Genomic DNA, 20,636 nt, shown 5'->3' on the forward strand with positions numbered 1-20,636 from the left:
ACGGGGTTGCAACGGGGGACGGCTGATACAGCGCCGAAGGCTCGTATCCGCCGCCGTCCCCGTCCTATATGGAGCCGGGGCCGCGTTCAGTCACCGTCCGCGTGCCCGATCGACCGAATTGATAACCGGAGTTGCCCGGAGAGCCGCGATGATGTTGGTCAGATGCTTGACGTCCTTGACGTCGATGTCGATCAGCATCTCGAAGAAGTCCGTGTTCCGGCTGGTGATCTTCAGGTTGGTGATGTTGCCGCCGTTCTTGCCGATCACGGTGGACAGGGTTCCCAGGCTGCCCGCCTCGTTCGCGATGATGACATTGATGCGGCCGACATGCTCCTCGGCCGCCTCTCCGCCGCTGTCCCAGCCGACATCGATCCAGCGTTCCGGCGTGTCGCTGAAGCTTTCCAGCGTCTCGCAGTCTATCGTATGGATCGTGACGCCCTTGCCGGTTGTCACGATTCCGACGATGCGGTCGCCCGGCAGCGGGTGGCAGCATCCCGCGTAGTGGACCGCCATGCCCGGTATCAGGCCGCGGATCGGGAGCGGGATGTCCTTCTTGTGCTTGTGCCGGGTGGACCGGCTGATCGGAACGACCTTGTCGTCCCGTTCCGACGCCGGCTTGTGGCCGGGGAAGACCGCGTTGAAGACCTCGCGCGCCGACTGGAGCCCGGCGCCGACGCTGGCGAACAGGTCGTCCACGGAGGACGCCTGGAAGATCTTCACGACGCCTTCCACCGCCTTGTCGGAGAACTCGTAGCCCTCCTGCCGGAACAGCTTCTGGAGCAGGGCCTTGCCGAGATCGATGTACTGCGAGCGCTGCTGGGTCCGGATGAACCGGCGGATCCGCGCCCTCGCCTTGCCCGTGACGACGAAGCGCTCCCATGTGGGCGACGGCGTCTGGGCCTTGGAGGTGAAGATCTCCACCTGGTCGCCGTTCTGGAGCTGGCTCCGCAGCGGCAGCATCCGCCCGTTGACCTTGGCGCCGACGCAGGTATCGCCGATCTGGCTGTGGACCGCATAGGCGAAGTCGACCGGGGTGGCACCGCGCGGCAGCGCGATCAGGTCGCCCTTGGGGGTGAAGCAGAACACCTGGTCCTGGAACAGTTCCAGCTTGGTGTGCTCCAGGAATTCCTCGGGCTTCTGGGCATGCTCCAGGATGTCGAGCAGCTCGCGCAGCCAGCGATACTGGCGCCCCTCGGTGCGCTGATGGTTCTGCTTGTAGGCCCAATGTGCTGCGACGCCCAGTTCCGCCACTTCGTGCATGTCGGTGGTGCGGATCTGCACCTCGATCCGCTGCCGCTCCGGCCCGATCACCGACGTGTGGATGCTGCGATAGCCGTTGGGCTTGGGAGTCGAGATGTAATCCTTGAAGCGGCCCGGCACGACCGGGTAGCGGGCATGGATGACGCCCAGCGCCTGATAGCACTGCTCGACCGAGTCGACCATGACGCGGAACGCCATGATGTCGGAGAGCTGCTCGAAGGCCACGTTCTTGCGCTGCATCTTGCGCCAGATCGAGTAGGCCGTCTTTTCCCGCCCGGTAACCATCGCGTCGGGCAAACCGTGCTCGGCGAGGGTCTGGCGCAATTCGTCCAGGACGCGGCCGACCAGCCCGCCCTCCGACGTGCGCAGGAAAGCCAGACGGGCGAGGATGCTGTCCCGGGCGTCCGGATTCAGCTCGGCGAAGGAGAGGTCTTCCAGCTCGTCCTTCATCTTGTGGATGCCGATTCGCTCGGCCAGCGGCGCGTAGATCTCCAGCGTCTCGCGGGCGATCCGCTTCCGCTTCTCCGGGTCGCGCAGGTACGACAGCGTCCGCATGTTGTGGACCCGGTCGGCCAGCTTGACCAGCAGGACGCGGATGTCCTCCGACATGGCCAGGACCAGCTTGCGGAAGTTCTCCGCCTGCTTGGCCTGGTCGGTCTGGGTCTCGATGTTCTGAAGCTCGATGCGCGACAGCTTGGTGACGCCGTCGACGAGCCGGGCGATGTCGGCCCCGAACAGGCGCTGCACGTCCTCGAGAGTCGCTACGGTGTCCTCGACCGTGTCGTGCAGCAGGGCCGTCACGATCGAAGCGCTGTCCAGCTTCATCTGGGTGAGGATGCCGGCGACTTCCAACGGGTGGGAGAAGTAGGGGTCGCCATTGGCCCGCGTCTGCGAACCATGGGCACGCATCGAGAAGACGTAAGCGCGGTTGAGGGCGTCCTCATCCGCGCCCGGATCATACGCCTTGACGCGCTCGACAAGTTCGTACTGCCGGATCATCGCCCCTCACCCGCGGCAAACGACGGCGTCATGAATTCGATCTCGCACACTCGTACGCCGATCCTCCAGCGATCCGACACCCGAAGTCCCGGCCGGCCCCCTTACTCGTAGGCCTTGCCGACATCGTCGACGTCGCGGTCGACCAGCTGGCCTTCCTCGCTGTCGATGTCGATGCCCGGCTCCTGCTCCATGTCGGCAAGGACGTCGTCGCCCTCCTCGACGTCGCCGTCGGCGCCCAGGTCGTCGCCGCCCAGGTCGTCATCACCCACGGTCATCTGCTGGGCCCAAGCCTGCTCGCCGGCCATCAGCTCGACGATGTCGTCCTCGGGCTCGTCGGCCTCGACCACCTTCTGGTGGCCGCGGATCAGCGCGTTGCGCAACTCGTCCAAGCCGATGGTCTCATCGGCGATCTCGCGCAGCGCCACGACCGGATTCTTGTCGTTGTCGCGGTCGATCGACAGCGGAGCACCCGTGGCGACGTCCCGCGCCCGCTGGGCGGCCATCATGACCAGCTCGAAACGATTTGGAATCTTGATGACGCAGTCTTCAACGGTTACGCGTGCCATAAGGGCAAACTCCAACAATATGCCAAGCTTTTCTATATACGGTTTGGACATGACCGAAGCAAGCGCGACACTTGTCATGCCTTCGGTTCGGCTCGCTGGCCCGCGGAAAGCGCCGCGATCAGGTCCGGCAGGGCGGCTCCCGTGGCGGGATGCCTCCAGTCCGGCGCGATGTCGGAGAGCGGGAGCAGGACGAAGGCCCGCTCGTGCATCCGCGGATGCGGGAGCGTCGGAGGCGTCGCGCCGTCTGTTACAAGCTCGTCATACGCGATCAGGTCCAGGTCGAGGATCCGAGCTTCGTTGCGAAGGGTGCGGGTCCGCCCGAATTCCGCCTCGACTTCATGCAGTACTGACAAGAGGCCGGCAGGGTTCAGCCCTGTAGATACCGCGGCGACTCCGTTAACAAACCAGGGTTGATCCGACACTGGAACTGGTGCCGTCCTGAACCAGCGGGAGCGAGCGACCACAGAGATTCCGCGGTCTTGCAGCGCATCTATCGCAGCTTCGCATATGTCTTGGGGCGAGCCATAGACATCACTGGAAAGGTTTGATCCTAATGCGATGAAAATCACTTTTCTCGGGACCTCCAGGGAACCTCTTGTCTGCTTGGAAGCATTGCCCTATCTCTACATCGTGGCCAATGCGGCATTAAAGACCCTCCTGCTTGGTGAGCGAAGCGGGATAAGAAATTGGCCGATGCGTGACAACCATTATAGTCCAAAAGGTAATCAGATGATTTTCTATCAAGAAGAACGCATCGCAATGTTCATAGACGGTGCAAATTTATATGCTGCAGCGAGAGCGCTCGGCTTCGATATCGATTACAAACGCCTCCTTGATCTGTTCGCATCGAAAGGTCGCCTTGTCCGAGCCTTTTACTATACAGCGCTGGTCGAGGATCAGGAATACTCCCCGATCCGGCCGCTGGTGGACTGGCTCGATTACAATGGTTACACCATGGTAACAAAGCCCACAAAGGAATTCACGGACGCGTCCGGCCGCCGCAAGATCAAGGGGAACATGGACATCGAACTGGCCATCGACGTGATGGAGATGGCCGAGCATGTCGACCATATCCTGCTGTTTTCCGGCGACGGCGATTTCCGGCGGCTGGTCGATGCGGTGCAGCGGAAAGGGGTGCGGGTCTCGGTGATCAGCACGGTTCGCAGCCAGCCGCCCATGGTCGCCGACGAACTGCGCCGGCAGGCGGACAACTTCATCGAACTCCAGGATCTGTCGCCGTCGATCGCCCGCGTCCACCAGCATCGCGATCCGCCGTCGAACGATCCGCACAGCAACCTGTACGAAACCGCCTGACCCCCTGCCGGTCTTCCGATGCCGCAGGAACAGAAAGCCGGACCGGGATGATTTCCCGGTCCGGCTTTTCGTTCTGCCGGCGAGTCATCCTTCAGCCGGAATCGCCGACGGCGCTCAGGGCTTCAGGACCACCTTGATGCAATTGTCCTTCTTCTCCCGGAAGATCCGGTAACCTTCGGGCGCCTGATCCAACGGCAGCTTGTGGGTGATCACGAAGCTGGGATCCAGGTCACCGTCCTGGATGTGCTTCATCAGGCGCGGCAAGTACCTGTGGACGTGGGTCTGCCCCATCTTGAATTTCAGCGACTTGTTGAAGGCGGCCCCCATGGGGATCTTGTCGACCACGCCGCCATACACGCCCGCCAGCGACACCGTACCGCCCTTGCGGCACGCCATGATCGCCTGGCGCAGCGCATGGGCCCGGTCGGTGGTCATGAAGGCGGCGAACTTGACCCGGTCGTAGATCGCGTCGACGCTTCCGCCTCCGTGGGCCTCCATACCGACCGCGTCGATGCAACTGTCCGGACCGCGCCCGCCGGTCAGTTCCATCAGCCGGTCGTGAACGTCCTCCTCGTCGAAGTTGATCGTGATCGCCCGGCCATCGCGCGCCATGGCGAGTCGCTCCGGCACGCGGTCGATCGCGATCACGCGCTCCGCCCCGAGGAGATAGGCGCTGCGGATCGCGAACTGCGCGACCGGTCCGCATCCCCAAACCGCGACCGTGTCGCCGGGCTCGATGTCGGCGTTCTCGGCCGCCATGTAGCCGGTCGGGAAGATGTCGGTCAGGAACAGGACCTGGTCGTCGCTGAAACCGTCGGGGACCTTGTAAGGGCCGACGTCGGCGTAGGGCACGCGGACATACTCGGCCTGCCCGCCGGCATAGCCGCCGAACAGGTGGGTATAGCCGAACAGCCCCGACGGCGACTGCCCCATGACCTTCGCCGTCATCTCCGCATTGGGGTTGGAGTTGTCGCACAGCGACCAGAGGTCGTGGTCGCAGAAATAGCAGTGCCCGCAGGCGATGGTGAACGGAATGACGACACGGTCGCCCACCTTCAGCCGTCCCGGCTCCTTGCCGACCTCGACCACTTCGCCCATGAACTCGTGGCCCAGGATGTCGCCGGATTTCAGCGAGGGGATGTAGCCGCCGTACAGGTGCAGATCCGAGCCGCAGATCGCCGTCGACGTGATCTTGACCACCGCATCCCTGGGATTCAGGATCTTGGGATCGGGAACGGTATCGACCCGGACATCTTCCTTGCCATGCCAGACCAGTGCGCGCATCGGAGTCTCCTTTGTCTTTCCGTCGGAGGCTCCAACCGGGTTGGGCTGGTATGGTTCCTTAATCCACGTCCTTCCCCTTGCTGCGCATCACGCGGGCCTTGTCCCTCTGCCAGTCGCGCTCCTTCTCCGAGGCGCGTTTGTCCACCTTCTTCTTGCCGCGCGCGACCCCAAGCTCGACCTTGGCGATGCCGCGCGCGTTGAAATAGATCGACAGCGGGACGATCGTGACGCCCTCGCGCTTGATGGCGCCCATCAGGCGGTTCATCTCCCGCTTGTGGACCAGCAGCTTGCGCGGCCTCTTGGTCTCGTGCTGATAATACTGGCCGGCGAGCTGGTACTCCGGAATGTAGGCGTTGACCAGATACAAGGCGCCGTTCTGCTCGCCCGCATAGGATTCGTTGATGCTGGCTTTGCCGGCCCGGAGGGATTTCACCTCCGTGCCGACCAGCATGATCCCCGCCTCTAGCGTTTCGTCGATGAAGTAATCGAACCGGGCACGGCGGTTCTGAGCCGCGATCCGGCCCGAGACGGGCCCCGGCTGAGCCATGGTTATTCCTCTACTTTCTTCTTCCTGCCACGCAGGTTGTCTTATGGCGTGCCGCCGGGCATGCTCAGTTGAGCACGCCCGCCTTCACCATCGCCTCACGCACCGCGGTCCGGGTCGCGTCCGTCACCGGGACCACCGGCAGCCTGACCTCCTCGGAGCAGAGGCCGAGCAGGCTGGCCGCGTACTTGACCGGCGCGGGGCTGGTCTCCAGGAACAGGGCGTGGTGGAGCGGCATCAGCTGGTCGCGCAGCCGCTCGACGGTCGGCCTGTCGTTCGCTGCCCAGGCGGCATGAAGCTGGCTGCACTGGGCGGGAGCGACGTTGGCGGTCACCGAGATGCACCCATGCCCCCCCTGGGCCAGGTAACCGACGACAGTGGCATCCTCGCCGCTGAGCTGGCAGAATTCAGGTCCGATTTCGACGCGGGTTCTTAACGGTCTGGTCAAGTCGGCCGTGGCATCCTTGACCCCGACGATATTGGGAAGCTTCGCGAGACGTGCCATAGTGGCAACCGTCATGTCGATCACGCTGCGACCCGGTATGTTGTAAATGATGATCGGAATTTCTACAGCATCGTGGATCGCCTTGTAATGCTGATACAGACCTTCCTGCGTGGGCTTGTTGTAATAGGGCGTGACGGTAAGCACGGCCTCCGCGCCCGCCTTCTTGGCGTGGCGCGTGAAGGCGATCGCCTCCGCGGTCGAGTTGGAGCCGGCGCCGGCGATGACCGGCACCCGGCCGGCGGCCGCCTCGATGCACAGCTCGACGACGCGCATGTGCTCCTCATGGCTGAGGGTCGGGGACTCCCCGGTCGTCCCGACCGGAACCAGCCCGTTGGTGCCCTGGCCAATCTGCCAATCGACGAAGGACTGGAAGGCTTTCTCGTCGACTTTCCCGTTCTTGAAAGGCGTCAAGAGCGCGACGATGGACCCCGAAAACATACCGACCTCCGTACCGGCACAAGAAACAAGGCAGGCACATTAGCCGCAGCGGACTGGTACGGCAAGTGCGCCCGCCCCGCCCATGCGATGGTACTCGGCTTGGCGCTGGCCTTGTCCGTCGCGTGCGGCGCCTGGACGCCCGGAGCGGCGGCCGCCGAATTGGGCGAACGCGACCTGGCCCTCTACCGCACCGCCTTCAGGGCCGCGGAGAGCGGCCGCTGGGACGAGGCGAAGGCCCTGGCCTCCCAGGCCGGGGAGCCGCTGCCGGCAAAGGCCATCCAGTGGCTCGACATGGCGCGGCCGGGAACCGATGCGAGCTTCGATTCCATCGCCGCCTTCGTCCGCGGCAACCCGGAATGGCCGAACCTGAACGCCCTGCGCAGGAACGCCGAAATGGCGATGCCGCTCTGGATGCCGGCCGCCGACGTGAAGGCCTGGTTCGAGGCCTATCCTCCGCTGACCGGCGGCGGAACCTTGCGGTATGCCACGGTGCTGCTGAACGACGGCAAGACCGCGCAGGCCGCCGAACTGGTTCGGGAGCGCTGGGTGGCCGGCGGCTTCGGCCTGACCGAGGAACAGGATTTCCGCTCGCGTTTCGGCGACCTGCTGCGCCCCCGGGACCATCTGGCCCGGTTCGACCGGCTGATGTGGGACAACGAGGAGTCGGCCGCCCGCCGCATGCTCCCCCTGGTGGGCAGCGGGTATCAGGCCCTTGCCGAAGCCCGGTTCCACCTGGCCGGCATGAAGCGGGGCAATGTCGACGCCCTGATCAACAAGGTGCCGCCCAGCCTGCGCAACGATCCCGGGCTCCTCTACGAGCGCGCACGCTGGCGGCGGCGGAAGGACCTGGATGCCGGCGCGTTGGAGATTCTGATGAACAAGCCGGCCGAACTGGGGCGGCCGGCGGCGTGGTGGACCGAGATGCACATCCTGGCCCGTAGGTCGATCGAGCGCGGCGCCTACGCCGAGGCCTACCGCATCGCCTCCAGCCACGGGCAGGCGGACGGGCTTCCTCTGGCGGAAGCCGAATTCCTGTCGGGGTGGCTGGCGCTGCGCTTCCTCGACAGACCGCAGCAGGCGCTGAAGCATTTCGAGCGGCTGTACGCTAGCGTCAGCGCGCCGATCAGCCGGGCGCGGGGCGCCTACTGGGCCGGGCGCGCCGCCGAGGCGATGAGGCAGCCGGACGCGGCGCGCGGATGGTACGGCTCGGCGGCCCAGCACGTCACGACCTTCTACGGTCAGCTTGCCCAGCAGCGCCTTCGCGCGCCGTCCGCGGGCGTCCTGCCGGCGGAGGCGCGGCCTTCCGCGGAGGCGGTCGCGGCGTTCGGGCGACGGGAATTGCCGAGACTGGCCAGGATGCTGAACCGGATCGATCCGGTCGCCGACCGCGAGGGGATCTTCGTCCGCCGGATGGGGTCGAACGCCAGGACGGCGGAAGAGTACACCCTGGCCGCCGGGCTGGCGCGCGATCTCGGCCGTGCCGACTTGGCGGTGGCCGTCGCCAAGCAGGCGGTGCAGGACGACATAACGCTGGCGGACGCGGGTTATCCCGTCGTCGGCATGCCGCAGCTCGGCTGGCTGGAACCCGCGCTGGTCCATTCCCTGATCCGGCAGGAGAGCACGTTCAACCAGAATGCCATCAGCTCGGCGGGCGCCCGGGGACTGATGCAGCTGATGCCCGCGACCGCCAAGCAGGTGGCGAACCAGTTGGGCATGGAGCACACCAACGGACGGCTGACGGCAGACCCGGAATACAACATCGCCCTGGGCAGCGCCTACATGAGGGAGTTGCTGGACCGCTTCAACGGCTCCTACATCCTTGCCATAGCGGGTTACAACGCCGGGCCCGGCCGGGTGCGCGAATGGCTTCGCGCCAACGGCGATCCGCGGGCGGAAGGCGTGGACGCGGTCGACTGGATCGAGTTGATTCCGATCTACGAGACGCGCAACTATGTCCAGCGGGTGATGGAAGCTCTCCATGTCTATCGCGCCCGCATGAACGGCGGCACGGCGAAGTTGCTGCTGGAGGAGGATCTGAGACGGTGAAGCCATGCTGACCGGCATTTCGGCCTGCGTCTTCGACGCCTACGGTACCCTCCTGGACGTCCGGTCGGCGACCGGACGCTTGGCGGGGGAGTTGGGAGACAAGGCCGACCAGGTCGGCGCCGTCTGGCGTACCCGGCAACTCGAATACACTTGGCTGCTGAGCCTGATGGGAGAGCATCGGGACTTCTGGCAGGTCACCGCCGATGCACTGGATTACGCGCTCGATGCCGCCGGACTCCGGGGCGAAGGGCTGAAGCACCGGCTGATGGAGCGGTACCTGTCGCTCGACTGCTATCCGGACGTGGCGCCGGTCCTGGCGGAACTGAGGCGGGCCGGGTTGACGACCGCCATCCTGTCGAACGGAACGCCCGGCATGCTGACCTCAGGTGTCGCGAGCGCCGGGATCGCGGATGACCTGGATGCCGTCCTCTCGGTCGAGGAGGTCGGCATTTACAAGCCGCACGCGTCGGTCTATCAGCTCGCCTGCGACAGGCTCGGCCTGAATCGCGAGCGGATCTGCTTCGTGTCGTCGAACGGGTGGGATGTCGCCGGAGCCGCGCATTTCGGCTTTCGGACGGTATGGCTGAACCGGCTCGGCCACACGAGCGACCGGCTTCCCGGATCCCCCAAGGTCGTGCTGCGCAGCCTGGATTCCCTGCCCGAGCTTGTCGCGCGCGGGGATGCCTGAACGGTCCCGCCGTCTTCCGTCACCAAGGGTTCGCCTATGTCTTCCGCCTCCCCGCCCCCCGATGTCGGTCCCCTGCCCGGCTACTCCGACATCGTTGCCGCCGCCGAGCGGCTGGCCGGGCACGCCGTCGTCACGCCGCTGCTGGAATCTCCGCTTCTGAACGATGCCTTGGGATGCAGGCTGCTGGTCAAGGCCGAGGTGCTTCAGCGCACCGGCAGTTTCAAGTTCCGGGGCGCCTTCAATCGCATCAGCCTGATCCCGGAATCGGAACGCCCGCGCGGAGTGGTGGCATTCTCTTCCGGCAACCATGCCCAGGGCGTGGCCGCTGCGGCCAGGCTGCTCGGGATCGGGGCGACCATCGTTATGCCGTCGGACGCGCCCGCGATCAAGGTCGCCAATACGCGGGCCTGGGGTGCCAAGGTCGTTCTATACGACCGCTGGACCGAGGACAGGGAAGCGATCGGTGCGCGTATCTCGGCGGAGACGGGCGCCACGCTGGTACGGCCGTATGACGATCCCCAAGTCATGGCCGGCCAGGGAACGATCGGCCTGGAGTTGACCGACCAGGCGGCAGGCGCAGGCGCACGGCCCGACATGGTGCTGGCGCCCTGCGGAGGCGGCGGAATGATCAGCGGAATCGCGCTGGCCCTGGCCGGAAAGCTGCCCGAAGCCACGGTTCATGCCGTCGAGCCCGAGGGTTTCGACGATACGCGCCGGTCGCTCGCCGCCGGCAGGCGTCTCTCCAACGAACCCGGCGCCGCGTCGTTCTGCGATGCGCTTCTGGCCGCACAGCCGGGAGAGTTGACCTTCGCGGTCAATGCGGCGCATCTGGCGGGAGGGACCGCCGTCACCGATGACGAGGTCTGCCGCGCGATGGCGGTGGCGCGGGATCATTTCAAGCTGGTCGTCGAACCGGGGGGCGCGGTGGCTCTGGCGGCGGTACTGGCCGGCAGGGTACCCACGTCGGGCAAGACGGTCGCGGTCGTGTGCTCCGGCGGCAATGTCGACCCGCTCGTCTATGGAAGGGCCCTGGCTGCCGCAGATGGCGCCGCCGGTTGAGGATGCAGGGCGGGGACCACCGGTCTCCCGCCCCCCCCGGCGCGGTTCCGGTCCGGGAGATCAGTCCGCGGCTTCGACCCGCTCGCGGTCGTTCGCGATGACCCAGGTCGTCACCAGTTCGGCCATCATTCCGGTCTTGCCGCATTTGGGGCATTCGGTCGCCAGCGCCGGACGACGCTGAACGAACGGGTCCCCGTGAGCGCAACCGCAGTCAACCAGATAGCCGCCGGGCCGGCGTTCGATGATTTTCATTTATTTTCCTCCATCCGGGAGCACCAACGGATGAGAGAGCGATTCCGATCCATTTCCCGGATGGCTAAACCGTCAGTACGTATGCTCACAGACGTAATCGCTCTCCCGTCCTGCCGGGTGAACGTCCATATTCTTCGAACCAGAACGGTTTTCCGGCAGGCGATTTGCGTCATGGACGATACCAAGAGCACGAATGTCAGCCCCTATCTGCTGCGGCCGCTGCGAAAGCTTGAGGAGGTCATGGCCATGCGCCACGAGGACCAGCAGCGGAAGAACGCCTGCCGACTACCACCCATGACGCGCGACGGACGCTATGTCCTGATCCTCGGGGGGAAAAGCTGAGACGGGCCTCCGGTACTTTTACGGGACCGGACGTATTAAAAGGTTCATTTGCCTTATGTTCCAGCACCGAGTATCCGCACCCGATGCGTTGAGATGATCTCCAGCGAAGGGTGATGGGCGGTGAGTTACGAAAAGTACGAGCGGATTGCTCCTCTTTACGACGTGCTGGACAAAGCCTACGAAGTTTCCTGGAAGCGGCGGCTGCGCAATGATGTATTCCGCGATGCCGACGGGCTGATACTGGATGCCGGTGCCGGTACGGGATGCAACATTCCCTTCTATCCCAGGAACGCCCGGGTCATCGGAGTGGACAACAGTCCCGGCATGCTGGTCAGGGCCAGGAAGCGTGCCGCAAAGGAAGGCATCAGCGCCGAATTCCTGGAGATGGATCTGACCAGGACCAGATTTCCCGACGACCATTTCGACGTCATAGCGGCGACGTTCGTGTTCTGCGTCCTGCCGGAGGAGCTCCAACTCCCGGTGCTGCGCGAGATGCGCCGCATCTGCAAGCCGACCGGAACGATCCGCATCCTGGACTACACGATGTCGAAGAAGGCGCCGGTCCGCCTGATGATGCGCGTCGTCTCGCCCTGGCTGAATTTCGCCTTCGCCGCGCGCTACACCGCGCAATACGAATCTTATCTTCCTGAAGCCCGGCTGGCCCCGGTGAGGAACGACTTCGTCATGGGCGACGTCGTGAAGTTGCTGGTCCTGAGCCCGGAAGGGAAGCAGGGCGGAGACGTGTCCCAGCGGGAGATCGCGGCCCTGCGGCGCGGGTAACGCCTGCGGCATTCGCTTGTCGGCTTCTGCTTTCGGGACGATCGTGCCGATCTCCCGGAAAGTGCAGGGTCATCGCTCGGCCAGGGACGGAGCCGCCTGCCGGAGAATCCTGGAAACCGGCAGGTGGACCGTCACGCGCGTGCCGACACCGGGCGTGCTCGCGATGAGCAGGCGTCCGCCATGCAGTTCGACCAGCGAGTTGGTGATCGGAAGGCCCAGCCCAGTCCCCTCGTATCTCCGGCTCAGGTCGGATTCGACCTGGGTGAACGGCTCCAGCGCCATGTCGATTTCGGCTTTCGTCATCCCGATCCCCGTATCGGCGACGGCAATGTCCAGTCCGCCATCGGACGCCGCGGCGGCGGAGACGGTGATGCAGCCTCCCCGCGCCGTGAACTTGACCGCGTTGGACAGCAGGTTCAACAGGACCTGCTTCAGTTTCATGGCGTCCACCAGGACGTGGGGCAGGTTCTCCTGGATCTCCAGCGTGATCCGGACGTCGGCGCTCTCCGCGCGCCCGATCACGACCCTGATGGACGCCGCGAGGATCTCGGCGACATCGCCGATGTCCTCGTACAGTTCCATCTTCCCCTCCTCGACCTTGGAATAGTCCAGGATGTCGTTGATCACCCTCAGGAGATGACACCCCCCGTCGCGGATATCGCGGGCATACTCGGTATAGAGCGGCTGTCCGGCCGGGCCGAAAGCCTCGTCGGCGATGATCTCGGAAAATCCGATGATCGCGTTCAGGGGCGTGCGCAGTTCGTGGCTCATGTTCGCCAGGAACTGGCTTCTGGTACGGTTCGCGAGTTCCGCCTGCTCCTTTGCCTGGCGCAAGGCCGCCTCGGCCCGGCGCTGGTCGGAGATGTCCCGGGCGATCAGCAGGACCAGGGGATCCGGCTGAACGCCCATCGGCACGCCGCATGCCTCGACGCACACCGGGGCGCCGTCGAAACGGGCGAGCCATATCTCGCAGGGGGCGACCTGCTCCCCGACGAGAAGCGCGGCTTCGATACGATCCCGGATCTCCCGCGACGTGACGCCGTCGACGAGATCCAGCACCGGGCGGGCGAGGAGTATATCGGCCGATGCCGCGCCCACCATGCGGAGTCCGCTGCCGTTGATGTAGTCCACCCGCCCGTTGCGGCTGATCAGGATCAGCTCCGGCATGGCCGCGACGATGGAGGCATGGATATCATCGGCCGGCAGGCCCGGTTCCGGAGCCGCTGCCGCTGCCGCTGGCGCCGCTGCCCGGCTCAGCTGCCGCCGCAGCCGGAACTGCATCGCCAGAGCCGCCGTCAAGGACGCGATCAGGATGGTGATGAGCGGGGCAGCGAAGGCCTCGAGCACGCCCAGGGCCGCCAAGCCGAGGGTCGCTCCGATGGAGACGCAGAGGATCAGGATTCCCTGGAGCGCTGCGCGACGGACGGTACATCCAAGAGGGCCGACAGGAACCGTCTCCATCGAAGTGCCGTCCTTCAAGCTTCACAATGGGACCTGCCGAGCCTGCGCCCGACAGGTTGATAAATTGCTAAGTGTTGGAAATTTGTTTCATTTAAAGGTAGAAAGTCGTTCTATCAGTTCCCTTTTGACGATTTCCGCGCGGTCGTTGGTCACTTGGCAGGTTCCGGCCGCCGCATGATCGCCGCCGCCGTACTCGAGCATGAGCGGGCCGACGGCGACCGGCGACGTGCGGTCGAGGATCGACTTGCCCACCGCGAAAACGGTGTTCTGCTGCTTCACGCCCCACAGCACATGCATGGAGATGCGGCAATCGGGGTAGAGCGCGTAGACCATGAAGCGGTTCCCGGCATGGATGGTCTCCTCCGCCCGCAGGTCCAGGACGACGAGATCCTGGTGAACCGCCGCGATGCGGGCGACCTGCTGCCTGAAAAGCTCCTCCTGGGCAAAGTAGAGTTCGACCCGCTCGGCGACGTCGGGCAGCGCCAGGATGCCGTCGATGTCGTGATCCCGGCAACGGTCGATCAGCTCCATCATGAGCTGGTAGTTGGAGATCCGGAAATCCCGGAATCGCCCGAGTCCCGTCCTCGGGTCCATCAGGAAGTTCAGCAATGTCCAGCCGGTCGGGCGCAGGATATCGTCGATCCCGTAATCGGCCGAGTCAGCTTGGTCGACCGCCGTCATCATCTCCTCGGAGATCCCGGTGAACCTCCCTGCCCCGCCGTAGTGATCGTAGACCACACGGGCTGCCGAGGGCGCCTTGGGGTCGATGACATGGTTGGGATGCTGGCCGACGCGCCTGGTCTCGCTGAGATGGTGGTCGAAAGCCAGGTGGACGCCGGGCACGTATGGAAGATTGGTCGTGATGTCCAGGGGACCGATGGAGATCACCCCGTCCTGCATGTCCTTGGGATGGACGAACTTGATGTCCTCGATCATGCCCAGTTCCCGAAGCAGGACGGCGCAGACGAGACCATCGAAGTCGCTTCTGGTGACCAACCGGAACTTCCGTCCGTCCATGCTGCACCCACCCGTCAAATCCCGTGGAGTTACCCCTTATTATCACTTCCGCCGGCGCGGTCAAGGCGCAGCCGGTCCAGCCCTCTCCCCGACCGCGTTGCAATCCCCGGGCGGCTTTGCTTCTATCGCTGGCCGCGTGGCCTTACCCTCCGTACGGATCAGCCGACACCGTGACCGCCATTTCCCCCAAGTCCCTGACGCGGCCCCCAGTGCCCTTCGTGCTTTGTGCCGACGATTACGGCTTGTCCCCGGGGGTCAGTTCTGCCATCCGCGACCTGATCGACCGCGGCAGGCTTTCGGCTACCGGCTGCATGACCGTGACCCCTTTCTGGAAGGACCACGCGACTTGGCTGACCCCCTATGTCGACCAGGTGGACGTGGGGCTGCACCTGACCCTGACGGACCAGCGGCCGATCGGCGCCATGCCCCGCACCGCTCCCGGGGGCCGGCTGCCCTCTCTCGGCGCGCTGATGCGGCTGGCCTACGGCGGCCGCCTGGATGCCGGCGAGGTGGATGCCGAACTGAACCGCCAGATCGACGCCTTCGAGTCCGCGTTGGGTCGGTCGCCAGCCTTCATCGACGGCCATCAGCACGTCCATCAGTTCCCCACAATTCGGGAGGCCGTGGTCCGGGCCGTGACCGGAAGGCTGAAAGGGGGGAAGCATTCGGCACGCGAACCATACTTACGATCGTGCCACGACAGCGCTTCGGCTATCACGACGCGAGGAATCGCGATTCCGAAAACCTTTTTCGTTTCAATGTTGTCTGGACGCTTGCGGAAACTTGCGCACAAGCATACGATCGCCACCAACGAAAGCTTTCGGGGGGTCTATGATTTCTCCAGACCCGTACCTTTCGGTACGATGATGGACCGCTTCGTCGAGGATTTGCCGGCACCCCGGGCAGGCATCGCGCTGGTGATGTGTCACCCCGGCATTCCCGATGATGCCTTGAGAGCGGTCGATCCGGTGGTCGAGCAGCGCCGGGTCGAGTACGAGTGGCTGGGCGGGCACGGATTGCCAGCTCTACTCAGCAAGCGGAACCTGCGTCTGAGCAGGTTCCGGGAGTAGGACCCGCTTGGATTCGGCGGCAATGGCATCAACGGGTCTTCTGGTACAAGTCTTCTGGTACAAAGGAACGCCGTTCAGTTGAAGTTGCTGTGATGCAGGGTCCAGACATGGCTCTGCAATGCGGTACGGACGCGCCTGAATTCATCCTGGATCTGCAGCATTTTCTGATTGCCTTCTTCCCGAAATCCGCGCGTCGGCATGTCGCGACATCGGGCCAGAAGCTTGACCAGGCGGATCGCCCCTATGTGGGTGGAACTGCTGCCCAGAGAGTCGGCGTGCTCCCGGAAGCTGACCACGTCCCCGTCGTTCAATGCCTTGACCATCGCATCGATCAGTTCGGCACCATCGGTGAGGAAAACGGAGATGACGTCCTCCAGAAAACCATTGTCGGGGTCCAGCGACTGGAGCGCGTCCAGCGCATCCTCGTCGATGCATGGCTCCGCGACGGTGGAGAACCGGGGATGCGCCGAGATCGACGCGACCACGCCGGTCTCCACGGCCTCACGGGCGCTCAGCGATGCCGCGCCGAGACGATCGACCGCTTCGAGCAGCCGGAATTCCTCGACGGGTACCGGAAGCACCTCGTTCATTCCGGCTGCGATGCAGCGCTTGCGGGCCGGATCGGTCAGCCCGGGGACCAGCCCTACGATCGGCAGATGCGCATCCTCCGACCGCATGAAGCGGTACATGCGGACGAGGTCGAGGGCATTGGGGTCGCGCAGTTGGAGGTCGAGCAGCATCACGTCGAGGCCGCCCTTGTGCAGCAGGTCGAGCGCCGTGTTTCCGTCCTCGGCGATCAGCAGGGTATGCCCGGCACGTTCGAGCAGTCGGCGAAGGCTCCGCAGGCCGAATCGGCTGTTCTCGGCGAGGAGGATCCTGAACCGCCTTCTCGGGGGGCCGATTGTCCGGCCGAGGAATGAGCCGGCAAGGAAGGCCGACTGGGCAGGGAGCAGCAACAGCCCCACCGCGACTCCGACGATCAGGAACGGCGTCTCGGACAGCACGCCGGTGAAAGCCGCCACAACGGACAGGCCGGCGACGCCGCCGGCCGACGCGAGCATCGGGCCGGCCCTGCCGTCGCCGAGACCGCTGGCGAGCGCTATCCCCAGATAGCAGAACATCCAGACCTGCATCGGCGGACCGCCCAGGCACAGCAGCGCGGTCACGCAGACTAGGTCGGCGCAGGCGGCGCAGATGCGACGCCTGCGGCAGGCCTGCCTGCGCCGAAGCAGATCGATCAGGATGATCCAGCCACCGAGCGAACCGGCCTGGAGGATCAGCATCGCGGCTTCCAGCCGCTCGACCTCCGGAAGAGGCGAAAGCGCCATGACGCCGGCGGCGTAGAGCATCATGACGGTGAGTCCCAGGATGCGCAGGATCGCCAGGACGACCTCGTCGACGCATCGGAACATGACCTCCCGCCACGCATCGCGCAGGGCGCGCCGCCATGCGATCCATCCCGTCCCCACCGGTCCCGCTGCCAGCAATGCGACCGCCAGGACCGGCATCAGCAGGGACTCGACGCCGGAAAGGGCGTGGAACGCCAGTGCCGCGGACAATCCCAGCGCGGCGGAGCCGAAGGAAATCACCAGGCCCCGGACCCGGCCCGGAGGAGGCGCAGGCAGGTCGAGTTCGCCATCGGGGTCGATGGTCTGGTCCGGGATCTGCCCGGTCATGCCTTGTCTCCATCGCCCGTGCGGGCACAGGCGGTCACGTCCATCGACACGGTGACGATCCGCACGATGGTGCCGGCCCGGTCACGCACGGGTGTCTTGAGCGTAACCAGGGTGCGGCACACGCCGTCGGGCATCTCGACCTCCTCCTCGAACGGCGTCATCGGTTCGCCTCGGGCGGCCACCCGCCGATCCAGCGCCATGGCACGCGCCCCGCCGTCGCGCGGCAGCAGATCCGCAGGGGACCGTCCGACAGCCCGTTCCGCCGTAACTCCCAGCGCCGCCGCATAGGTGCGGTTGACGTACTGGTATCTTCCATCCGGTCCAGTAGCGGAGACCATGGCCGGCACCGTGTCCAGCACTTCGACAAGGTCGCGACAACGAGCCACGGTTGCGCGCACTCCCTGGCCTCGAAGCAGCAGGTGCTGGCGTCTCAGCGTCAGCAGGGTCCGTACCCTGGCGCGGAATTCCAGCGGATCGACCGGGCCGAGCAGAAAATCGTCCGCCCCCGCTTCCAACGCCTGGCGGCGCAGCCGGGCGTCGTCGAAGGCGGTGACGACGACGACCGGCACATAGGTTCGATCCGGCTGGGCCCGGAAACGGCGGATGAAGGCGGCACCGTCCAGGACCGGCATCTTGAAATCGGTGATGCAAAGGTCCGGACAGTTGGATGCGGTCCAGTCCAGTGCCTCCACCGGATCGGCAAAGGCGTGGACGATGATGTCAGCGGCCAGCGATCCGGCCAGCTTTGAAAGGATCTTCAAATTGATGCGGCGATCGTCCACGACGACGACGATGGGCATAGGTGCGCAATGGGCTCGGGGCGACTCATGGAACTGGCGCGCGACACCCCAAAACCGACACTGCGGCATCGCTCAGCATGCACCCTACCCAATCATTCTTGACGGGAAGTTACCAATCCGTGGACACGTAATGATAATGAAACGAACCTATAGAAGGCAGGTTCTCTCGGCTGCACGCTCCAGTTCCAGGTCACGCAGCTTGAAACGCTGGATCTTGCCCGTTTCAGTTCGCGGCAGGGCGGTCATGAACTCGACCGCGCGCGGGTATTTGTAGCGGGCGAGAAATCTTCTCACGAAGGCCTGGAGTTCCGCTGCCAGTTCGGGATCGCCCCGCAGGCCGTCGGACGGAACGACGAAAGCCTTGGGAACGGTGCCTCGCCGGTCGTCGGGAGAAGCGACCACCGCGCACTCGCGCACGGCGGGATGCTCCAGCAGCACCTCCTCGACCTCGACGCCGGAAATGTTGTATCCGGAGGAAACGATGATGTCGTCGGTGCGGCCCCGATACCAGAAATAGCCGTCGCCATCGACCAGGAAGGCGTCTCCCGGCAGGTTCCAGCCATGCTGCACGTATTCGGCTTGGCGGGGATCGTCCAGGTAGCGGCAGCCCACCGGGCCACGGATCGCCAGGCGCCCTACCCGTCCGGCCGGCAGCGGGCGGAACGCCTCGTCCACGATCATGGCGCGATATCCCGGCAGGGGCTTGCCCGTGGCGCCGGGGCGTAGCGCATCGGGCGGATTTGCCATGAAGGTATGCAGCATCTCGGTGGAGCCGATGGTATCGATGATCGGCCGGCCGGTCGCCTCGAACCAGGCATCGAAGGTCCGGCGGGGCAGCGCCTCGGCAGCCGATACACAGGCGCGCAGGGTGGGGAATGCCCGTCCGCGCGCCAAGTCGGCCATGGCTCGATAGCCGGTCGGAACCGAGAAGACCAGGGAGACGTCATGGTCGGCGACCGCGTCGAGCAGCGCCTCGGGCGTCGCCGTCTCGACCAGGACGCTGGCGGCGCCGAGCCTCAGCGGAAACAGGACCGCCGCACCGAGCCCGTAGGTGAAGGCCAGGGACGACCCGACGCAGAACACGTCATCGGGTCCGGCATTCAGGATCTCGCGCGGCAGCCCTTCCGTGACGGCCATCAGGTCTCGCTGGAAATGGACGGCGGCCTTGGGGCTCCCGGTGGTTCCGGACGTGAATGCGATCAGGCAGACATCGTCGGCGTCGGTCGCGCAAGCCTCGAATCCGGGCGGTTGCTCCGCCATCCGTTCCGTCAACTCGCCGAACGGCAGCACCATCAACCGGGCGGTCGCCACAGCATCCAGGGCGGTCAGCTCCGGCAGCAGCTGGTCGTCGCACAGCGCCAGCCGGGCTTCGGCCTTGGCGCAGATCACGCCGAGTTCGCGGCTGCGCAACAGCGGCATCGTCGGAACGACGACTCCGCCGGCCTTGGCGACCGCCAGCCAGCAGGCCACCAGCATCGGCGAGTTCGGAGCGCGCAGCAGGACGCGGTTACCGGCAACGAGGCCGAAGCCGCCGGTAAGCACGGAGGCGATCCGATCGATCCGGTCAGCCAGTTCGGCATAGGTGGTCACCCGTCCCGATTCAGCTTCGATCAGGCACGGCCGGAAACCACGCCCCTCGCGCACATGGCGGTCGACCAGCTCGACGGCGATGTTGAGCGGCCCCTCGAAGCGGTACCGCGGCTGGTCGAAGAGCAGCTCCGGCCACTGGCTCCGCGGCGGCAGACGGTCGCGCGCGAACGCATCGAACCGGCCGGCCTCGCCGCGTCCGGCATCGGGAATGGGGAAATCGCCGCTACCGCTGGTCAGGGACATGATTGGTCGTACCATGCCGGGAAGGCGACCGGCAACCGGACCCCGGAGCGCCGGTTGCCGCTGGCTATCTGCCCATGTAGTCGTCGATTTCCGTCTGCTGCATCACGTGGGTGGTGCCGTGGATGATGCCGTTCGCCACTTGCATGATCTTGTGAAGCATTTCGACGGAAGTGGAGCAATCGAAACGCAGCCGGTCCGAGTCTTCGGCGGCGATGGCCGCCTCCATTCGGTCGAGCGTGAACAGGATCACCGCGTCCATCTGCGCGATCGTCGCCTCGAACGGAGAGCGGAACTTGTTCGGGACATGGTCGTAAGCCTCTATCGCAAGTTCCTTTTCGGAGAAGCCGCTGTCCCTGAAGTGCTGCTGATAGGACTTGGGATGCCAGGCCCGGCAGTCCTCGACCATGTCGGGCATATCCGGAACCATTTCGATCAGCATGACGATCTCGTTGAAATGGTTCAGATAATCGGTGGCAAGCAGGGTCTTGCCGGAGATGTTGGCGTCGCGGACGCGGTCGCGCCATGCCACGAAGTCGTGAAGCTCGTGTTCCGGAATGCCCTGGAGAATCTGGGCGTCGATTTCTTCTTCAGACATAGGCGAATCCGGCTCGACAAAGAAATACTGTAAAAGCCCGAAGATACGTCAACCTTGACAAGTACGCAGCGGCACTAAACCCGGTTCGATCCCAATGATATCCCACG

The 20,636-nt window shown here is 65.0% G+C and carries 20 protein-coding genes; 7 read left to right on the forward strand and 13 right to left on the reverse strand.

Annotated features, from left to right (window positions below; genetic code table 11):
- Positions 1 to 90: 90 nt before the first annotated feature.
- The 3 genes from IGS68_RS14570 to folK form a co-directional block, all read right to left on the reverse strand.
- Positions 91 to 2,259, reverse strand: a complete 2,169-nt coding sequence (locus IGS68_RS14570; protein ID WP_201070140.1) for a RelA/SpoT family protein — start codon at positions 2,257 to 2,259, stop codon at positions 91 to 93.
- Positions 2,260 to 2,360: 101 nt separating this feature from the next.
- Complete coding sequence (gene rpoZ, locus IGS68_RS14575) at positions 2,361 to 2,825, reverse strand: DNA-directed RNA polymerase subunit omega (RefSeq protein WP_201070143.1); 465 nt, start codon at positions 2,823 to 2,825, stop codon at positions 2,361 to 2,363.
- Between the two features lie 74 nt (positions 2,826 to 2,899).
- Positions 2,900 to 3,394 carry a 2-amino-4-hydroxy-6-hydroxymethyldihydropteridine diphosphokinase gene (gene folK, locus IGS68_RS14580; RefSeq protein WP_201070146.1) on the reverse strand — a complete coding sequence of 165 codons (495 nt, stop codon included), beginning with the start codon at positions 3,392 to 3,394 and terminating at the stop codon, positions 2,900 to 2,902.
- Positions 3,395 to 3,554: 160 nt separating this feature from the next.
- Between folK and IGS68_RS14585 the strand changes: the two genes are divergently transcribed.
- The gene (locus tag IGS68_RS14585; protein ID WP_158048089.1) at positions 3,555 to 4,139 is read left to right on the forward strand and encodes a LabA-like NYN domain-containing protein; all 585 of its coding nucleotides are present in this window, start codon (positions 3,555 to 3,557) and stop codon (positions 4,137 to 4,139) included.
- A gap of 114 nt (positions 4,140 to 4,253) precedes the next feature.
- Here IGS68_RS14585 and IGS68_RS14590 read toward each other — a convergent pair whose 3' ends face one another.
- From IGS68_RS14590 to dapA, 3 genes are all read right to left on the reverse strand, one after another.
- Positions 4,254 to 5,423 (reverse strand): zinc-dependent alcohol dehydrogenase, encoded by a 1,170-nt coding sequence (locus tag IGS68_RS14590; protein WP_201070149.1) that lies wholly within the window; start codon positions 5,421 to 5,423, stop codon positions 4,254 to 4,256.
- A gap of 58 nt (positions 5,424 to 5,481) precedes the next feature.
- The gene (gene smpB, locus IGS68_RS14595) at positions 5,482 to 5,970 is read right to left on the reverse strand and encodes an SsrA-binding protein SmpB (RefSeq protein WP_201070157.1); all 489 of its coding nucleotides are present in this window, start codon (positions 5,968 to 5,970) and stop codon (positions 5,482 to 5,484) included.
- A gap of 64 nt (positions 5,971 to 6,034) precedes the next feature.
- Positions 6,035 to 6,910, reverse strand: coding sequence for a 4-hydroxy-tetrahydrodipicolinate synthase (dapA, locus tag IGS68_RS14600; RefSeq protein WP_201070159.1), 876 nt, complete (start codon positions 6,908 to 6,910; stop codon positions 6,035 to 6,037).
- A 99-nt stretch (positions 6,911 to 7,009) separates the two neighbouring features.
- On the opposite strand from dapA, the gene IGS68_RS14605 reads away from it, so the two are divergent.
- The 3 genes from IGS68_RS14605 to IGS68_RS14615 are packed head-to-tail and all read left to right on the forward strand — an operon-like array spanning position 7,010 to position 10,703.
- Positions 7,010 to 8,956: a lytic transglycosylase domain-containing protein gene (locus IGS68_RS14605; protein WP_247880846.1), complete on the forward strand. Its 1,947-nt coding sequence runs from the start codon at positions 7,010 to 7,012 to the stop codon at positions 8,954 to 8,956.
- 4 nt (positions 8,957 to 8,960) lie between these two features.
- Entirely contained in the window at positions 8,961 to 9,644 is a 684-nt protein-coding gene (locus IGS68_RS14610; RefSeq protein ID WP_201070165.1) for a haloacid dehalogenase type II, read from the forward strand.
- A gap of 36 nt (positions 9,645 to 9,680) precedes the next feature.
- Positions 9,681 to 10,703 carry a threonine ammonia-lyase gene (locus tag IGS68_RS14615; protein ID WP_201070168.1) on the forward strand — a complete coding sequence of 341 codons (1,023 nt, stop codon included), beginning with the start codon at positions 9,681 to 9,683 and terminating at the stop codon, positions 10,701 to 10,703.
- 60 nt (positions 10,704 to 10,763) lie between these two features.
- Here IGS68_RS14615 and IGS68_RS14620 read toward each other — a convergent pair whose 3' ends face one another.
- A complete protein-coding gene (locus IGS68_RS14620; RefSeq protein ID WP_201070171.1) occupies positions 10,764 to 10,955 on the reverse strand; it encodes a hypothetical protein in 192 nt (63 codons plus the stop codon).
- A 171-nt stretch (positions 10,956 to 11,126) separates the two neighbouring features.
- Between IGS68_RS14620 and IGS68_RS14625 the strand changes: the two genes are divergently transcribed.
- Complete coding sequence (locus tag IGS68_RS14625) at positions 11,127 to 11,297, forward strand: hypothetical protein (RefSeq protein WP_201070174.1); 171 nt, start codon at positions 11,127 to 11,129, stop codon at positions 11,295 to 11,297.
- Between the two features lie 120 nt (positions 11,298 to 11,417).
- A complete protein-coding gene (locus IGS68_RS14630; protein ID WP_201070177.1) occupies positions 11,418 to 12,077 on the forward strand; it encodes a class I SAM-dependent methyltransferase in 660 nt (219 codons plus the stop codon).
- 69 nt (positions 12,078 to 12,146) lie between these two features.
- On the opposite strand, the gene IGS68_RS14635 is transcribed toward IGS68_RS14630, so the two are convergent.
- Together IGS68_RS14635 and IGS68_RS14640 are read right to left on the reverse strand one after the other, a co-directional pair.
- Complete coding sequence (locus tag IGS68_RS14635) at positions 12,147 to 13,538, reverse strand: sensor histidine kinase (protein ID WP_201070180.1); 1,392 nt, start codon at positions 13,536 to 13,538, stop codon at positions 12,147 to 12,149.
- 87 nt (positions 13,539 to 13,625) lie between these two features.
- Complete coding sequence (locus tag IGS68_RS14640) at positions 13,626 to 14,555, reverse strand: exopolyphosphatase (RefSeq protein ID WP_201070182.1); 930 nt, start codon at positions 14,553 to 14,555, stop codon at positions 13,626 to 13,628.
- Between the two features lie 170 nt (positions 14,556 to 14,725).
- Here IGS68_RS14640 and IGS68_RS14645 point away from each other — a divergent pair, with 170 nt between their 5' ends.
- Positions 14,726 to 15,625 carry a ChbG/HpnK family deacetylase gene (locus IGS68_RS14645; RefSeq protein ID WP_247880848.1) on the forward strand — a complete coding sequence of 300 codons (900 nt, stop codon included), beginning with the start codon at positions 14,726 to 14,728 and terminating at the stop codon, positions 15,623 to 15,625.
- A 74-nt stretch (positions 15,626 to 15,699) separates the two neighbouring features.
- On the opposite strand, the gene IGS68_RS14650 is transcribed toward IGS68_RS14645, so the two are convergent.
- From IGS68_RS14650 to IGS68_RS14665, 4 genes are all read right to left on the reverse strand, one after another.
- Positions 15,700 to 17,301: a response regulator gene (locus IGS68_RS14650; RefSeq protein WP_201070185.1), complete on the reverse strand. Its 1,602-nt coding sequence runs from the start codon at positions 17,299 to 17,301 to the stop codon at positions 15,700 to 15,702.
- Positions 17,298 to 18,101, reverse strand: a complete 804-nt coding sequence (locus IGS68_RS14655; RefSeq protein ID WP_201070188.1) for a response regulator — start codon at positions 18,099 to 18,101, stop codon at positions 17,298 to 17,300. Before IGS68_RS14655 ends, IGS68_RS14650 begins: the two co-directional genes overlap by 4 nt.
- A 147-nt stretch (positions 18,102 to 18,248) precedes the next feature.
- On the reverse strand, positions 18,249 to 19,934 hold the full coding sequence (locus IGS68_RS14660) for an AMP-binding protein (RefSeq protein ID WP_201070191.1): 1,686 nt from the start codon (positions 19,932 to 19,934) through the stop codon (positions 18,249 to 18,251).
- Positions 19,935 to 19,998: 64 nt separating this feature from the next.
- Entirely contained in the window at positions 19,999 to 20,529 is a 531-nt protein-coding gene (locus IGS68_RS14665) for a hypothetical protein (protein ID WP_201070193.1), read from the reverse strand.
- Positions 20,530 to 20,636 lie beyond the last annotated feature (107 nt).

The organism is Skermanella sp. TT6, from assembly GCF_016653635.2.
In the GTDB taxonomy this organism is placed as follows: Bacteria; Pseudomonadota; Alphaproteobacteria; order Azospirillales; family Azospirillaceae; genus Skermanella; species Skermanella cutis.

What these genes read in the sequence shown, in the direction of transcription:
- smpB (WP_201070157.1), bottom strand. Translation starts at nt 5,970, where the DNA reads ATGGCTCAGCCGGGGCCCGTCTCGGGCCGGATCGCGGCTCAGAACCGC.
- IGS68_RS14625 (WP_201070174.1), top strand. Translation starts at nt 11,127, where the DNA reads ATGGACGATACCAAGAGCACGAATGTCAGCCCCTATCTGCTGCGGCCG.
- IGS68_RS14640 (WP_201070182.1), bottom strand. Translation starts at nt 14,555, where the DNA reads ATGGACGGACGGAAGTTCCGGTTGGTCACCAGAAGCGACTTCGATGGT.
- dapA (WP_201070159.1), bottom strand. Translation starts at nt 6,910, where the DNA reads ATGTTTTCGGGGTCCATCGTCGCGCTCTTGACGCCTTTCAAGAACGGG.
- IGS68_RS14610 (WP_201070165.1), top strand. Translation starts at nt 8,961, where the DNA reads ATGCTGACCGGCATTTCGGCCTGCGTCTTCGACGCCTACGGTACCCTC.
- IGS68_RS14585 (WP_158048089.1), top strand. Translation starts at nt 3,555, where the DNA reads ATGATTTTCTATCAAGAAGAACGCATCGCAATGTTCATAGACGGTGCA.
- rpoZ (WP_201070143.1), bottom strand. Translation starts at nt 2,825, where the DNA reads ATGGCACGCGTAACCGTTGAAGACTGCGTCATCAAGATTCCAAATCGT.
- IGS68_RS14635 (WP_201070180.1), bottom strand. Translation starts at nt 13,538, where the DNA reads ATGGAGACGGTTCCTGTCGGCCCTCTTGGATGTACCGTCCGTCGCGCA.
- IGS68_RS14650 (WP_201070185.1), bottom strand. Translation starts at nt 17,301, where the DNA reads ATGACCGGGCAGATCCCGGACCAGACCATCGACCCCGATGGCGAACTC.
- IGS68_RS14660 (WP_201070191.1), bottom strand. Translation starts at nt 19,934, where the DNA reads ATGTCCCTGACCAGCGGTAGCGGCGATTTCCCCATTCCCGATGCCGGA.
- IGS68_RS14615 (WP_201070168.1), top strand. Translation starts at nt 9,681, where the DNA reads ATGTCTTCCGCCTCCCCGCCCCCCGATGTCGGTCCCCTGCCCGGCTAC.
- IGS68_RS14655 (WP_201070188.1), bottom strand. Translation starts at nt 18,101, where the DNA reads ATGCCCATCGTCGTCGTCGTGGACGATCGCCGCATCAATTTGAAGATC.
- IGS68_RS14590 (WP_201070149.1), bottom strand. Translation starts at nt 5,423, where the DNA reads ATGCGCGCACTGGTCTGGCATGGCAAGGAAGATGTCCGGGTCGATACC.
- IGS68_RS14620 (WP_201070171.1), bottom strand. Translation starts at nt 10,955, where the DNA reads ATGAAAATCATCGAACGCCGGCCCGGCGGCTATCTGGTTGACTGCGGT.
- IGS68_RS14570 (WP_201070140.1), bottom strand. Translation starts at nt 2,259, where the DNA reads ATGATCCGGCAGTACGAACTTGTCGAGCGCGTCAAGGCGTATGATCCG.
- IGS68_RS14665 (WP_201070193.1), bottom strand. Translation starts at nt 20,529, where the DNA reads ATGTCTGAAGAAGAAATCGACGCCCAGATTCTCCAGGGCATTCCGGAA.